The organism is Campylobacter geochelonis, from assembly GCF_013201685.1.
Classification (GTDB): domain Bacteria; phylum Campylobacterota; class Campylobacteria; order Campylobacterales; family Campylobacteraceae; genus Campylobacter_B; species Campylobacter_B geochelonis.
The window spans coordinates 122,738-138,267 of the sequence record NZ_CP053844.1; the positions used below are offsets into that span (position 1 = coordinate 122,738).

A 15,530-nucleotide genomic window follows, 5' to 3' on the forward strand; every position below is an offset into this window, starting at 1 on the left:
TAAATGTTTATTTGAACTTGTTGTGTAAATTTGAATGGTAATAAAACTTATGCACCAAAATTATACTGATATTTCATAATTTTAACCTTAACGACAGTGAAAAATGTTAAAATAAACTTATTTTTATATTTATTAAAGAAGGAATTTGTTATGAAAGATTATTATTTGGGTCTGGACATGGGTTCTAGCTCTGTTGGTTGGGCGTTAAGCGATGAGCGTTATAATCTTTTAAGAGCAAAAGGTAAAGATTTGTGGGGAGTTCGTCTGTTTGACGAGGCAAAAACAGCGGCTGAAAGACGAACTTTTCGCTCACAAAGAAGACGATTAGAAAGAAGTAAATGGCGTCTTTCTCTACTTACGAGTTTATTTGAAGAAGAAATTTCGAAGATAGATGATAAATTTTTTGATAGATTAAAAGATAGTAAATTTTTTATAGATGATAAGAGCGATCAACAACCAAACACTCTTTTTAACGATGTAAATTTTACCGATAAAGAGTATCATAAGAGATATCCAAGTATTTATCATTTAAGGAATGCATTATTTAATCAAAATGATAAATTTGACATTAGACTTATATTTTTAGCGCTTTCTCATATCGTAAAAAAGCGTGGGCATTTTTTATTCGATGGCGATAAGGCTGGTTTTGGCGAAGATATAGATGTAATTTTAGATGAGTTAAAAGCTTATTTACAAGATGCTTTTCATACAAAACTAGAATTTACTTCTGAATTTAAAAGCATAATGCTAGATAAAAACTTAAGAAAAAAACAAAAAGAAGAAGAGCTTAAAAACAGCATTAAAATTTCAAGCGATACAATAAATTCAAAAGATGGCAAGTCTATTTTGATAAAACTATTTTTAGGTTATGAAGCAAATTTAAAACCATTTTTTTTAGAATATAAAGTAGAAAAAGATAATGAATATAAAATTAACTTTTCAAAAGAAGACTATGAAGAAAAATTACTAGATATGACTAGTAAATTTGAGGAAACTACATATTTTATAGAAATTGCCAAAAAAATTCATGATTATTTCTTGCTTGAAGAGATAATGCTTGGGTTTAAAAATATTTCAGCTTCAAAAGTGAGTATATATCAAAAGCATAAAAATGATTTAAAAACATTAAAAAATATAGTTAAAAATCAAATAAACAATAGCTACAACGCTATTTTTAAGGATATAGGTCTAGATAATTATCCTGCTTATGTATCTTGTTGGAATAGCAAAAAACATAAGGAAAAACAAAAAGGTTGCACTAAAGATAAATTTTACGCTTTTTTAAAAACAAAGCTTAAAAATATAAACAACGCTAAAGAAATTTTGGATAGCATTGATAATGATGATTTTTTACCGCGACTTGTTGATAAAAACTCTATTATCCCACACCAAATTCATTTAGCAGAACTAATCAAAATCATCGATAATCAAAGCCAGTATTATCCATTTCTAAAAGAAATCAAAGATAAAATCATCTCTATTTTTAAATTTCGTATACCTTTTTACGTAGGGCCTTTAAATAACTTTCACAAAGATAAAGGCGGAAATGCTTGGATAGAAAAGCTAAAGGATGAGCGAATTTTTCCTTGGAATTTTAACGATGTTGTTGATTTGAATAAAAGTGCAGCTAATTTTATAGAAAAGATGATAAATGAGTGCAGTTATTTAAAAGGTGAAAAAGTGTTGGCTAAAAATTCGCTTTTATACACTAAATACAGTGTTTTAAACCTTATAAATAAGCTCAAAATTAACGGCACTGCAGTTAGCGTAGAAACAAAACAAAAAATTTATAATGAGCTATTGTTAAAACAAAAAAATATCAAGAAAACAGCCATTAAAAAGTTTCTTATAAACAACTCTATTATTGACAAAAATGATGAAATTTCAGGTATTGATGATAGCCTAACATCAAATTTAGCTGTTTTTATAGACTTCGAAAAGATATCAAATCGTCTAAGATATGACCAAAAAGAGGATATTATAAAAAGCATTTCTTTGTTTGGTTACGACAATGCGATGTTGAAAAAACAAATCATAACAATTGCACCAGATCTTAGTGAAGATGAGCTAGAAAAACTTAGTAAGCTTCGCTATAGTGGTTTTGGGCGTCTTAGCAAAAGATTGCTAACGAGTATTAAGCATAATGGAAAAAGCATTATCGAGATGCTTTGGGATACAAATGACAATCTAATGGAGCTTTTAAGCGATAGATATACTTTTATCGAACAAATTAATAAACATAATGATGGCTTTAAAGAAGATATAAATTTAAATTTTCAAAACGTTGATACACTTTATGTAAGCCCATCAGTTAAGCGCCAAATTTGGCAAGCGTTTAAAGTTATAAACGAGTTAATATCAGTTATGGGGCGAGAGCCTAAGAAAATTTTTGTAGAAATGGCTAGAGAAGAGGGTGAAAAGAAGCGAACTCAGGCTAGAAAAGACAAAGTGTTGGAGCTTTATAAAAGTATAAAAAATAATGAAATTTCAACATTTTTAACAAATTTTAAAGATATAAAAACAAAGCTTGAAGGTGAATCGAATTTAAATTCTAAAAAACTATATCTTTATTATCTGCAACTAGGTGTTGATATTTACACTGGTGAGAAAATACCATTTGAGAAGTTATTTGATCAAAATATCTATGATATAGACCATGTTATTCCAAGAAGTCTTAAAAAAGATGATAGTTTTGATAATCTAGTCTTAACGAGTAAAACTAATAATGCTAAAAAAACAGATGAATTTCCTGTTTCAAGTGAAATTCAAAGTAAAATGCAAACATTTTGGAAAGTTTTAAAAGATAAAGACCTAATGAGCGAGATAAAATATACCAATTTAACTAGAAAAACCCATTTAAGCGATGATGAGCTCGGGGACTTTATAGCAAGGCAACTTGTAGAAACAAGACAAAGCACAAAGGCATTAACACAAATATTAAAAAATGTCTATGCAAATAGCGATATTGTTTATGTGAAAGCTGGTATCGTTAGCGAATTTAGACAACAGTTTGATATGCTAAAAATAAGAGAGCTAAACGACTTTCATCATGCAAATGATGCTTATCTAAATATCGTTATAGGAAATGTATATAACATCAAATTTACTAAAAATCCGCGTAATTATGTAAAAGAATACTATAAAAAAGGTGAACATTACAACTTAAAAATAGAGAAAATGTTAGAAAAAGACATAGCAAGAGGAGGAAATTTTGGCTGGGATAAAAAACATAGCATAGAAACAGTTCAAAAAACCATGAAAAAACAAAGCCCGCTTATTACTTATAGGACTTTTGAAAACAAAGGAGAGTTTTTTAACCAACAACCAAGCAAAGCTTCCGCAAATCTACTAGCGTTAAAATCAAGCGATAAACGACTTTTAGATACTGTAAGATATGGTGGATACAAGGGTACACAGTATGCTCATATGTTTCTTGTTGAGCATTTTAACGGAAAAATTATAAAAGAAATAATGGGAGTTCCGATATATTTAAGCAAAGAAATAAAAGATGATAAAGCGAAGTTATTAGAGTATTGTAATGATGTATTAAAATTAAAAAACCCGAAAATTTTATTTAGCAAGATTCCATATAATTCCTTGATAGTATACAATGGTTATCCGATACTTTTAAGAGGGCTTACTGGTGTGCGTGGTGCGGCACAACTAAAACTTGATCAAACAAGCACACAAGTTGTAAAAAATATAGTAAAACTTTATGACTGGTTGTCTCAAAAACAAAAAGAATTAAGCGATTTATCTAAGAAAATAGAATTTTTTCAAGAAAACAATAAAAAAGATGAAGTTAAAGCTGCTATGCTAGAAGCCGACAATATATTATTTATATTAAACGATCGTTTTAAAAATACTAAAATTGGCAAAGACATAATGAATGATAATCATTTAAATAATCTATATGACACATTTATAAATAAGTTAGAAAACAGTATATATAAAAATAAGCCTGGCGGAAAACAAGATGTTCTTATGAAAGAAAAAAGAGATCTATTTTTAAGTTTTTCAATGTCTAAAAAATGCATAACTTTATATAAAATTATTAAAATCTTTGGTTCGTGCGATCAGGGTGTTGATTTTAGCGATATAGCTGAAAAAATTAGTAAATCAGGCGGAATCGGAGGTAAAAATTTGGGTAAAAACACATTTGATCTTGTTTTTAAAGAAAATAGCACTTACACTCTAGTTCAAAGTTCAGTCACAGGTTTATATGCTAAAAAAACGGATTTACATAAGCTATGAGTTGGCGAGTTGTATGTGTAAGCGGAGTAGCAAAGCTTGATTTAAAATTTGGCTTTATGGTTGTAAGAAAAGATGAAATTTCAAAAGTTGCTATAAATGAAATAGCAACCGTTATCATCGATTCGACAGCTGTTTCGCTTACGACGGCTCTTTTAAATGAATTTATGAAAAAAAAGATAAAAGTGATATTTTGTGATGAAAAGCATAATCCATCAAGTGAGCTTATGAGTTATTATGGAAGCCATGATTCAAGCCTTAAAATCAAAGAGCAAATCACTTGGAATAAAGATATTAAAGAGCTTGTTTGGACAAAGATTGTTAAATTTAAGATAATAAAACAAAAGGCATTATTAGAAAAACTTGGCTTTGAAAAAGAGGCAAATTTACTTCAAGGGTATATAAGCGAACTTATATTAAATGATACAACCAACAGAGAAGGACATGCTGCCAAAGTTTATTTTAATGCACTATTTGGTATAAAATTCTCAAGAGATGATGATAACCCTACAAATTCGGCTCTAAACTATGGATACTCTCTTTTACTTTCAAGTTTTAACAAAGAAATATCAGCAAATGGTTATATAACCCAGTTAGGACTTTTTCATGACAATCGTTTTAACCCATTTAATTTAGCTAGCGATTTGATGGAAATTTTTCGCCCCATTGTTGATGAGATAGTGTTGAATTTGGCTTCAAACAACTTTGCTAAAGATGAAAAAATAAAAGTACTAACCATCTTTAATAAAAAAGTTTTTATAGCTAAAAAAGAGCATTTTTTACCAAATGCAATTAGTATTTACACTAAAAGCATTTTTGAAGCTTTAAACAATGACGATGAAAATTTATTAGAAATTTACGATGAGTTTTAGATTTATGAGAGTTATGGTATTTTTTGATTTGCCAACAACTACAAAAAAAGAGTTAAACGCTTATGCAAAATTTCGTAAATTTCTACTTAAAAATGGTTTTTATATGCTGCAAGAATCTGTTTATTGTAAACTTGTTTTAAACCATAGTAGCTCATACTTGCTTAGTCAAAAAGTTAAATCACACGCTCCATCAGATGGACTGATAATGTTGCTCAGTGTTACTGAAAAGCAGTTTTCTAAAATGGATATAATCATAGGAGATAAAGGTAAAGAACATATAGATAGCACCGATAGGATAGTTTTGTTATGAAGTTAGCTCACAGAAATTTAAGCAAACCAATAATCATTGAACCATCTAAAATTCAGCTTTTATATATAGAAAATCCTAAGTTTTTAAGAGAAATTTTACAAGACTTTATGCAAAATGAAAATTTCATTTTAAGTGACGATGATAAAGAGTATTCTAGCGAAAAATTTATAAGCATAAATACAGATTTAATATCACTTGAAATATCTCAAAGAAAGATAATAAATGCGATTTTTTCATTTATAAAAGAGATGGTTTTGAAGGATTTATATCAAGAAAGCCATGAAATTTTAATGGCTTTAAATCGATTTGCAAGTAAGATTGTAAGCAATGTTGACTTTCCTATAGGTTATGATGATATTGAGATCGAAGCGGTTTTAAAATCTTTAAATATTAAAATAATAAAAAGCGATAATTTGCTTGAGCAAATCTTAGATTTGATGATTTTAGAGCGCGATTTTTTACAAACTAAGCTTTTTGTATTTTTTGGATTAAAAACTTTTTTGACCAAAGATGAAGTGTTGCTTCTATACGATGAGATAATTTTGCGGCAATTTAATGTACTTTTAGTAGAGCCATTTTATCAAGAAAGATTAGAGTGTGAAAACATAGTTATCATAGATAAGGATTTTTGTGAGATTAGAAATTAAAATAGTTTTAGATTAATTTTATGTCAATATGGTTAAAATTAATAGTTTGCTATCATAATTTAAGTAGGGTTGTGTCTACTAAACTCTTGATTTGAGGTTTGAGAGTTGTGTAAATTTGAATGGTAGTAAAACTAAATATGACAATAAAAGGCATAAATATGGGTTTGAGAGTTGTGTAAATTTGAATGGTAGTAAAACAGTGCCAAATCAACAGAAGCAGAATTAACGGTTTGAGAGTTGTGTAAATTTGAATGGTAGTAAAACCAAAACCGAATTAGAAAAAGTAACAATACCGTTTGAGAGTTGTGTAAATTTGAATGGTAGTAAAACTCTTTTTTACCTGCTGATTTTTCAACTGGGTTTGAGAGTTGTGTAAATTTGAATGGTAGTAAAACACAAAGCAGGTAATGTAGCAAGCAATCTTGGTTTGAGAGTTGTGTAAATTTGAATGGTAGTAAAACTTAACCGCACTCATCAAAAAATCCAGACTGTTTGAGAGTTGTGTAAATTTGAATGGTAGTAAAACCAGGTATGCGAACTGGAGAAATTTTAGCTTGTTTGAGAGTTGTGTAAATTTGAATGGTAGTAAAACAAATCTTTAAAAATCTATGATTTTGTAGAGTTTGAGAGTTGTGTAAATTTGAATGGTAGTAAAACTTATTTGACAAAATAGTGGGCAATGATAATGTTTGAGAGTTGTGTAAATTTGAATGGTAGTAAAACGGTTTGATGAGTTTGTAGCAAACACAGTAGGTTTGAGAGTTGTGTAAATTTGAATGGTAGTAAAACTAGATAATCCTTGCCCCTGTCGCCTTTTAGTTTGAGAGTTGTGTAAATTTGAATGGTAGTAAAACGCTCTTGATAATATCTTGGTGTATCCCTATGTTTGAGAGTTGTGTAAATTTGAATGGTAGTAAAACATGTGTTATCAAATGGGCATTGCAAAGGTAGTTTGAGAGTTGTGTAAATTTGAATGGTAGTAAAACAGATAAAAGTCTTAGTTCTTGTAACACATTGTTTGAGAGTTGTGTAAATTTGAATGGTAGTAAAACTTGTATCAAACTCTTGACCGACAGGCTCTGTTTGAGAGTTGTGTAAATTTGAATGGTAGTAAAACCAAGCTTAATTATTACAAACTATTTAACAGGTTTGAGAGTTGTGTAAATTTGAATGGTAGTAAAACTATAGAAGCTGTAGCTAACCCGATAAGGACAGTTTGAGAGTTGTGTAAATTTGAATGGTAGTAAAACTCCCACTCTCCATTTATGCTATTTTTACTAGTTTGAGAGTTGTGTAAATTTGAATGGTAGTAAAACTCCCACTCTCCATTTATGCTATTTTTACTAGTTTGAGAGTTGTGTAAATTTGAATGGTAGTAAAACTAAAGTATAGTTATTATGTGATTCCGCCAAAGTTTGAGAGTTGTGTAAATTTGAATGGTAGTAAAAAACTCCGAGCGTTAATCAAATAAAGGAAAGTTTGTTTGAGAGTTGTGTAAATTTGAATGGTAGTAAAACAAGAGCTATACTAGATAAAGCAGATGCTGAGTTTGAGAGTTGTGTAAATTTGAATGGTAGTAAAACAAACTCTTTATTTATGTGTGATGAAAAAAGGGTTCGAGAGTTATTTAATGCAAATATAAGTAATAAAATTTATTAACCATTTTGATATACAATCATCAAAAAGGATAAAAATGTTAAGAAAAATTGACCATTTAAATTTGGGTTCAAGCAACCTTGGTTGGCTACAAAGCAAGTTTCACTTCTCTTTTGCGCAGTATTATAACCCACAAAACATACATTTTGGCGTACTTCGCGTGATAAATGATGACACGATAGCCCCAAAAAGCGGATTTGGAACGCATCCGCACGAAGATATGGAAATCATAACTTATGTCATAAATGGCACTCTTACTCACAAAGACAGCATGGGAAACGAGCGCTCGCTCGGGCGAGGAGATGTGCAGTATCTAAGTGCTGGAGTTGGCATAACTCATAGTGAGTATAACAACTCAGATGAGGTTTTAAGACTGCTTCAAATTTGGATTTTCCCTGATAAAAAAGGGCATAAACCAAACTATGGCGATCAGAAATTTGACTCATCGCTGCGCCACAACAAGCTTTTACCCATAGTATCATCTAAAGCAAACGGCTCATCTTTAGCGCCTATTCGTATAAATCAAGATGCTAATTTTTATGTTAGCGAGCTTGATAAAGGCGTTAGCGTGGAGTTTAAAGTAGCTAAAAATCGCCAAGCTTATCTTGTTTTAATAGAAGGAAAAGCGCTCATAAATGAGTTTGAGCTAGCCGCGCAAGATGGGCTTGAAAGCACCAAAGAGAGCCTTAAAATCACAGCTTTAGAAAAATCACACTTTTTAGTTATCGAGATGAAAAAGGGTTAAATTTAGATAAAGTATCTTTTTAAAATTTTCAAAAAGATACTTTTGCGGTACCGCAATTCATAAGCTTATGGTTAAAAAATATTTTCCAAATTTTTGCATAAGTTCTTAAGTAAATTTTATAATACTGCAAAGTGTTAAATTAGAATATTCAAAGGTGGTTTTGGCGCAAATTGGGTTTAAAGTTTTAGATAATTTTCTAAGCTAATTTTAAAATCAAACTTTGCATTTTATAAATTTATCAGTAAAATGGTTTTGTATTTACATTCAACTAAAAATATTTTATCGCTTTGCTTAGCTTTTATAAATTCAAAAATTAAATTGTTTTTAACGCTTTAAAATTTGGCAAGCTTTGCGGTTATATAGTTCAAAGTCTTTAAGCTCATAAAGTTTTGCAGCACACAAGCATTTGTGAGCGAAAATTAGAAGAAAAATAAAAATTTTATAATTGTTTTGCTTTTTACCATAATTTTATTGTTGAATTTCAAAATCGGCACTTAAGCTGCCAAATTTATATGTAAATCCGTAGACAAAGTGAGGTTCTTATACGTGCTTTATATTAAAAAATTTAATCAAAATAAATATATAATTAGCTTTATAAAATACATTTAAATAGATTCTTAGCCAAACCTAAGTGACTAAAATGTAAATTTTCAATTTAAATTAAGATAAAAAATGGGTGGCTTTACCTGATATTTTTAAATTTTTATTATATTTTGTAAAATTATGTTCTTTTAGAATTGGTATTTTGCTAAATTTATCGATATTAGAAGCAATTTTGCACGGTGTTTTCGCAGCTTATCTTGCTAAATTTAGTTTAAATTTGTATAAAATTTTGCTGTTTTTACGACTTTTCTTTGATTTTTTCTAGCCATAAATTTAGTGTTTTTTCAAAGCCGATTCCGCTACTTTCATAAAATTTAAGTGGCTTTTCTAAGTATTTTTGCTCTACCCAGCCGCCAAAATCGTGCGGATAAAGATAGTTTTTTATCTGCGGCGAGTTGTTGATGAGGTATTTTGGCACGGCTAATTTTTCGTTGTTTTTTACATACTCTAACGCTTGATTTATCGCCTTGTAGCTTGAGTTGCTTTTTGGTGAGCTTGCAAGGTAAACCGTACATTGCGCTAAGATAAGTCTAGCTTCTGGATAGCCGATTTTGCTAACTGCATTTAGCGTTGAAGTGGCTAAATTTAGCGCATTTGGATTTGCATTTCCTATATCTTCGCTAGCAAATATCACAAGCCTTCTTGCGATAAAATCCGCACTTTCGCCACCATCAACCAGCCTTGCGATGTAGTAAAGCGCAGCATCGATATCGCTTCCTCTTAGGCTTTTTATCATCGCTGAAGCAAGGTCATAATGCGTATCATCGCTACTAACTCCATCTTTTAGCGCGTATGGACGCAGGCTTTTAAGCGTTGTTAGCGATATGTTAGTTTCTATTTTAAGAGCAAAATCAAGCAAATTAAGCATCGCGCGTGCATCCCCACCACTCGAGCTTATAAGGTATTTTTTAGCCTCATTTTCTATGGTGAAATCACACTCTTTTTGCACTCTTTCTAACAGTGCTAACAAGTCGTTGTTAGTTAGTGAGTAAAACTCAAAAAGCATAGAACGCGAACGAATTCCGCTACTTAAAACAAAGTATGGATTTTCAGTGCTTGCGCCGATGATAACGGCTTGATAGTTTTCCATCGGGATTAAAAGCACCTCTTGCTGAGTTTTTGAGAGGCGATGAACTTCATCGATAAATATAAGCGGTTTTATAAGCCCACCTTTATGACGATCTAAAATTTTTCTTATATCATCTACTTTTAAACTACTTCCATCAAGCTCATAAAAGTCCATTTCTAGCTCGTTTGCGACTGCTCTAGCTAGTGTGGTTTTGCCAGTTCCTGCTGGACCAAAAAACATCGAGTGTGGGACTTCTTTTTGCTTGATTAGTTTATAAAATGCTGAATTTTCACCCACGATATGAGCTTGTCCGCAAATTTCTTCTAGTGTTTTTGGGCGAAATTTCAGTGCTAAATTCATATTTATTTGCCTAAATTTAGGATAAATTCGCGGTATTTTCTAGCAAATTCTGCCACCTCTTCATCGCTTGCGCTAAAGGCGCTGTAACTTGTAAAAACGCCTTTAAATTTCATTTTTGTAAAACTAGCAGTGCGAATGAGTGGCAAAAGATAGGTTTCAAGACTAAATTTATTTACCCCATTTTCGCTAAAGTCATCTTTGGAGCTTTCGCTACTTGTTGCTATATAAAAGTTTTTATCTTTCAGTGCGGCTGCGTTATCGCCATATGCGTATCCATAGGCAAAAACTTCATCTTGATAAGCGCGCAACATCGGCGGTGTGCTATACCAAAAAAGTGGAAACTGAAAGATGATATTTTGAGCTTGATTTAGAAATTCTTGCTCTTTTTTAATATCGATTTTAAAGATGTCTGAGCCATAAATTTGGTCTAAATTTCTAACTTCAACGCCCTCTAAGCCCTTAACCGCCTCTAACATCGCCTTGTTAGTGCGTGAAGTTTTAAAATACTGATGTGAAAATACAATCAACGTTTTCATTTTTTATCCTTGTTGTTCTTTAAAATTATTCAAATCCCAGTCTATAGGGCTTTTGCTCTGTTTTTTTAGATACTCGTTGCATTGGCTAAAATGCCTACATCCAAAAAACGCCCCACGAGCAAGTGGGCTTGGATGAGCTGCTGTTAAAACAAGATGTTTCTCGCAGTCAATGAGAGCTGCTTTTGCCTTTGCGTTATTTCCCCAGAGCATAAAAACAATGCCACTTTTATCTAAATTTAGCACTTTTATGGCTGCGTCTGTGAAGGTTTGCCAACCAAAATTTGAGTGAGAATTTGCTCTGTTTGCAGCCACACTTAAAGTCGCGTTTAAAAGTAAAACTCCTTGCTTTGCCCAGTAGCTCAAATCCCCGCTATTTGGCTCTTTTATACCCAAATCAGCCTCGATTTCTTTATAAATATTTACTAGACTTGGCGGAGTTCTTACACCTTTTGGAACAGAAAAACTAAGCCCCATGGCTTGATTTGCACCATGGTAAGGATCTTGCCCTAAAATCACAACTTTAACGCTATCAAACGGCGTGAGATTAAAAGCGTTAAAAATCAAATTTGATGGTGGATAGACTGTTTCGGTTTTTTTGGCTTGGAGTAAATTCTCTTTGATATTTGCAAAGTATGGGCTTAAAAATTCCTCTTTTAGCGCTTTTTTCCAGCCATTTTCTATTTGTACGTTGTCTAAATTTACTTGCATTTTTATCCTTAAATTTATGCAAATTATACCAAAATTTGAGTTTCAAACAAAACAACCTTAAAACTTTTTAATCTTTTGAAATTTTAAAACGAAAAGTTGAATTTGGTTAGAAATTTTTTTATATATTTAGTGATAGTATATAAAAAAAGCTTGAGTAAAAACTTCTCATGAAGTAAGCAAATTTACTCACTTTTAGTCTTTTACTAAGGCTATGCACACTTTGCCAAAAACAGTCTAAAACAAAGTAAAAGCGCTCTAATATGGTTGTTTTGCCATAAATTTGCCTTTTTTTATGTTATAATAACTTAGATTTAGCTTTTAAAATACAATGTAAAGGGTAGGTTGTGGTTTGGATTTTGTTATTTATTAGCTTTTTAGGACTCGTTGGATATTTTTATACACACTATTATATTTTTAAAACACTAAAAAGTGAACCTAAAAAATACCATATCTTAAAATACTCTGATTTTTATGGATATTTAGTTAGATTACAGTGCAAATATTTAGATATAAAGCCATTTTTAAAAAATCATAATTTGATTGTTGTGGCATCTTTTGTTAGCGTGTTGGCATTTTTTCTGCCTCTGTTTTTGCTTTTAGTAGCCTAAATTTTATACTCTAAAAGCTTCTTTGCAATCTCGTAGTAATCTACAAACTCGTTAAATCTCATCGATAAAATATCACTATAACTAAAATGCAGGGCATAGCCTATTATTGCTATGCCCTCTCTTAGTTTTTTTCATCAAAACTCGCTAGTTTGGATACAACTTCGCCTATAGCGTTTATCTCTTTAATAGGTAGTGAGTTTATAAACTCCTTATCCATCTGTGTTACTCATATCAATAAGTAGGCTTATGAGTCTGTCAAAATCATCTTGTGACATTTAAATTTAAGCTAAATTTTGTTAGAAGTTAGCTTTTTTGTTAGCCGTTTGTTTTAAAAACACTCTAAATTTGCCAAATTTCTTACTAACATATAAGTTTTGTTAGTGTTAGTTAGTTTGCTAATTAATAATTATTTATTATAATATATTTAATTTTCATAACTAAATAAATATTATCTGTATTAAATTTAGTCGCTTTTTGATGCTAAATTTTTAAATCAATTCTAAATTTACTATATTTTAAATATTAAAATATTTAGAAAAAAGTTATAAAAGCAAACATGCATTATCGAAATTTACAACGCTTTATTTTCTAATCGCCAAATTTATTTTGATTCTTGTAGAGAAAAAGTAAGTATTTCTAAGCTATTTTTAAATTTACACATATACTAAATTTAGTAAAAATATCCCAATTAAACGCTTTAAAAACGATATCTTAAGTAAATCTTAAATTATAATAGGCTAAAATGTTAGATGGTTCTTTTATTGTAAAAAAGACAAATTGGTAAAAAAGGAAAAGAAAAATGAGCGATATTATCGCATACAAAAAAGATGGTGTCATCATCGACACTCAAAGTTATGATGCTTCCCGCGATGCCGGAGCTAGTGAGATACTTTATGATAACAGCAAAGATGCTCTTGAAGTGATTCGTCACTCTTGCGCTCACCTTATGGCAGAGGCGATTACGGCACTTTATCCAGGAGCAAAATTTTTCGTAGGACCTGCGATAGAAGATGGGTTTTACTATGATTTTAGAGTTACAAAAGAAAATGGCGAAAAACTAGGCGAAAACGACTTAGAAACGATAGAAAAAAAGATGAAAGAGCTAGTTGATGCCAAACTTGACATCACTAAAACTTGCTCGACAAAAGCCGAAGTGTTGGCTAAATTTAAAAATGATGATCTTAAACAAGAGGTGTTAAAACGCATACCAGAAGGCGAAGTCAGCATTTATTCGCAAGGAAATTTTGAAGATATTTGCCGTGGACCGCACGTGCCAAATACTAAATTTTTAAGATTTTTTAAGCTAACTAGAGTGGCTGGAGCGTATCTTGGCGGTGATGAAAACCGTGAAATGCTAACAAGAATTTATGGTACAGCTTACGCCGATAAGGCAAGTTTGCTTGAACATATCCGCATTATCGAAGAGGCTAAAAAGCGTGATCACCGCAAACTTGGCAACGAGATGAAGCTTTTTACGTTTGATGATGAGATTGGAGCTGGACTTCCGATTTGGTTACCAAATGGTGCTAGAATGCGAAGTAAAATAGAAAAAATTCTTTTTGTAGTTCACAGACGCCGTGGTTACGAGCCGGTTCGTGGTCCAGAAATTCTAAAAGCAGACGCATGGAAAATCAGCGGTCACTATACAAACTACAAAGAAAATATGTATTTTACTAACATAGATGAGCAAGAATACGGCATTAAGCCGATGAACTGTGTTGGTCATATCAAGGTTTATCAAAGCGAACTTCGTTCATATCGTGATTTACCACTTAAATTTTTTGAATACGGCGTCGTTCATAGACACGAAAAAAGTGGCGTTATGCACGGGCTTTTTAGGGTTCGTGAATTTACTCAAGATGATGCGCATATTTTCTGTATGCCAAGCCAAATCAAAGAAAACGTTCTTGAAATTTTAAGTTTCGTTGATAATATCATGAAAAATTTTGGCTTTGAGTATGAAATGGAGATTTCAACTCGCCCAGATAAAGCAATCGGCGATGAAAACGTATGGGCAGTGGCTACAAACGCACTTAAAGAAGCGCTTGATGAAAATGGATTCAAATACGGCATAGATGAGGGTGGTGGAGCATTTTATGGTCCAAAAATCGACATCAAAATCACAGATGCGCTAAAACGAAAATGGCAGTGCGGAACTGTACAGGTTGATTTTAACTTACCAGAGCGATTTGAGCTTGGATATATCGATGAAAACAACGAAAAACAACGTCCTGTAATGCTACATCGTGCGATTTTAGGAAGTTTTGAAAGATTTATTGGAATTTTAATCGAACACACAGCCGGCGAGCTTCCATTTTTCATCGCGCCAACGCAAGTTGTGGTTGTGCCAATTAGCGAAAGTCATGAAAAATATGCAAAAGAAATTCAGACAAAACTAAGAAATTTAGAAATAGATAGTGAAATTTATAGTAAAAACGAAAGCCTAAACAAACGCATTCGCACAGCAGAAAAAGCGCGCGTGCCGATGATTTTGGTAATAGGTGATAGTGAAGTAGAAAACAAAACAGTTGCTCTTAGAGATAGAAGAGCTAGAACCCAGTCGCAGCTTGGATTGGACGAGTTTTTAGACTTAACACAACAAAAATTGAAAGAGGTAAATTTTTGAGCAAAGAAAAAGATGTATATTTAAACGAAGACATTCGCGCTAGCGAAGTCAGATGTATAGGCGATGATGGTGAGGTTTTTGGGATTATTTCTCGTGAAGAAGCTTTAAAAATTGCAAGTAAACTAGGGCTTGATTTGGTGCTTATAGCTCCAGATGCAAAACCACCAGTTTGTAAAGTGATGGACTATGGCAAATTCCGTTATCAGCAAGAAAAAAAGCAAAAAGAAGCGAAGAAAAAGCAAAAAGTTATCGAAGTTAAAGAGATAAAACTCTCAGCTAAAATCGCACAAAATGACATCAGCTACAAAGTAAAACACGCAAGAGAATTTTTACAAGATGGCAAGCATGTGAAATTCCGCGTATTTTTACGAGGGCGAGAGATGAGTAGCCCAGAAGTCGGAGTGGAATTGCTTAATAAAATTTATCTAAGCGTTAGCGATATCGGAGATAAAGATAAAGAGCCAGCCTTTGAAGGAAGATATGTAAATATGCTTGTGCTTCCTAAAAGAAACCAATAGCTAAGTTTGAAAAGCAAATTT

At 31.7% G+C, this 15,530-nt stretch carries 10 protein-coding genes and 1 CRISPR repeat array; of the genes, 7 read left to right on the top strand and 3 right to left on the bottom strand.

Translation table 11 applies throughout. From position 1 onward, the window contains the following. Positions 1–150 precede the first annotated feature (150 nt). The 5 genes from cas9 to CGEO_RS00595 all read left to right on the top strand — a co-directional run bounded on the left by cas9 (position 151) and on the right by CGEO_RS00595 (position 8,481). A complete protein-coding gene (cas9, locus tag CGEO_RS00575) occupies positions 151–4,254 on the top strand; it encodes a type II CRISPR RNA-guided endonuclease Cas9 (RefSeq protein ID WP_075539923.1) in 4,104 nt (1,367 codons plus the stop codon). Next, positions 4,251–5,123 carry a type II CRISPR-associated endonuclease Cas1 gene (gene cas1, locus CGEO_RS00580; protein ID WP_075494238.1) on the top strand — a complete coding sequence of 291 codons (873 nt, stop codon included), beginning with the start codon at positions 4,251–4,253 and terminating at the stop codon, positions 5,121–5,123. The genes cas9 and cas1 overlap by 4 nt, the downstream gene beginning before the upstream one ends. Further along, complete coding sequence (gene cas2, locus CGEO_RS00585) at positions 5,113–5,433, top strand: CRISPR-associated endonuclease Cas2 (protein ID WP_207500895.1); 321 nt, start codon at positions 5,113–5,115, stop codon at positions 5,431–5,433. Before cas1 ends, cas2 begins: the two co-directional genes overlap by 11 nt. Next, entirely contained in the window at positions 5,430–6,080 is a 651-nt protein-coding gene (gene csn2, locus CGEO_RS00590; protein ID WP_075539922.1) for a type II-A CRISPR-associated protein Csn2, read from the top strand. The genes cas2 and csn2 overlap by 4 nt, the downstream gene beginning before the upstream one ends. A 96-nt stretch (positions 6,081–6,176) precedes the next feature. After that, positions 6,177–7,663: a CRISPR direct-repeat array (repeat unit 36 nt; unit sequence GTTTGAGAGTTGTGTAAATTTGAATGGTAGTAAAAC). Positions 7,664–7,773: 110 nt separating this feature from the next. Then, positions 7,774–8,481: a pirin family protein gene (locus tag CGEO_RS00595; RefSeq protein WP_075539921.1), complete on the top strand. Its 708-nt coding sequence runs from the start codon at positions 7,774–7,776 to the stop codon at positions 8,479–8,481. Positions 8,482–9,322: 841 nt separating this feature from the next. Here CGEO_RS00595 and CGEO_RS00600 read toward each other — a convergent pair. From CGEO_RS00600 to ung, 3 genes are read right to left on the bottom strand one after another with little or no spacing between them, the layout of a single operon-like run. Further along, positions 9,323–10,513 carry a replication-associated recombination protein A gene (locus CGEO_RS00600; protein ID WP_075539920.1) on the bottom strand — a complete coding sequence of 397 codons (1,191 nt, stop codon included), beginning with the start codon at positions 10,511–10,513 and terminating at the stop codon, positions 9,323–9,325. 2 nt (positions 10,514–10,515) lie between these two features. Further along, complete coding sequence (locus tag CGEO_RS00605) at positions 10,516–11,049, bottom strand: NAD(P)H-dependent oxidoreductase (RefSeq protein WP_075539919.1); 534 nt, start codon at positions 11,047–11,049, stop codon at positions 10,516–10,518. Between the two features lie 3 nt (positions 11,050–11,052). After that, positions 11,053–11,757 carry a uracil-DNA glycosylase gene (gene ung, locus CGEO_RS00610; RefSeq protein ID WP_075539918.1) on the bottom strand — a complete coding sequence of 235 codons (705 nt, stop codon included), beginning with the start codon at positions 11,755–11,757 and terminating at the stop codon, positions 11,053–11,055. A gap of 1,407 nt (positions 11,758–13,164) precedes the next feature. Here ung and thrS point away from each other — a divergent pair. Further along, positions 13,165–14,991 carry a threonine--tRNA ligase gene (gene thrS / locus CGEO_RS00615; protein WP_075539916.1) on the top strand — a complete coding sequence of 609 codons (1,827 nt, stop codon included), beginning with the start codon at positions 13,165–13,167 and terminating at the stop codon, positions 14,989–14,991. Beyond that, positions 14,988–15,509, top strand: a complete 522-nt coding sequence (gene infC, locus CGEO_RS00620) for a translation initiation factor IF-3 (protein WP_075539915.1) — start codon at positions 14,988–14,990, stop codon at positions 15,507–15,509. The genes thrS and infC overlap by 4 nt, the downstream gene beginning before the upstream one ends. Positions 15,510–15,530: the final 21 nt, after the last annotated feature.

What these genes read in the sequence shown, in the direction of transcription:
- cas9 (WP_075539923.1), top strand. Translation starts at nt 151, where the DNA reads ATGAAAGATTATTATTTGGGTCTGGACATGGGTTCTAGCTCTGTTGGT.
- cas1 (WP_075494238.1), top strand. Translation starts at nt 4,251, where the DNA reads ATGAGTTGGCGAGTTGTATGTGTAAGCGGAGTAGCAAAGCTTGATTTA.
- cas2 (WP_207500895.1), top strand. Translation starts at nt 5,113, where the DNA reads ATGAGTTTTAGATTTATGAGAGTTATGGTATTTTTTGATTTGCCAACA.
- csn2 (WP_075539922.1), top strand. Translation starts at nt 5,430, where the DNA reads ATGAAGTTAGCTCACAGAAATTTAAGCAAACCAATAATCATTGAACCA.
- CGEO_RS00595 (WP_075539921.1), top strand. Translation starts at nt 7,774, where the DNA reads ATGTTAAGAAAAATTGACCATTTAAATTTGGGTTCAAGCAACCTTGGT.
- CGEO_RS00600 (WP_075539920.1), bottom strand. Translation starts at nt 10,513, where the DNA reads ATGAATTTAGCACTGAAATTTCGCCCAAAAACACTAGAAGAAATTTGC.
- CGEO_RS00605 (WP_075539919.1), bottom strand. Translation starts at nt 11,049, where the DNA reads ATGAAAACGTTGATTGTATTTTCACATCAGTATTTTAAAACTTCACGC.
- ung (WP_075539918.1), bottom strand. Translation starts at nt 11,757, where the DNA reads ATGCAAGTAAATTTAGACAACGTACAAATAGAAAATGGCTGGAAAAAA.
- thrS (WP_075539916.1), top strand. Translation starts at nt 13,165, where the DNA reads ATGAGCGATATTATCGCATACAAAAAAGATGGTGTCATCATCGACACT.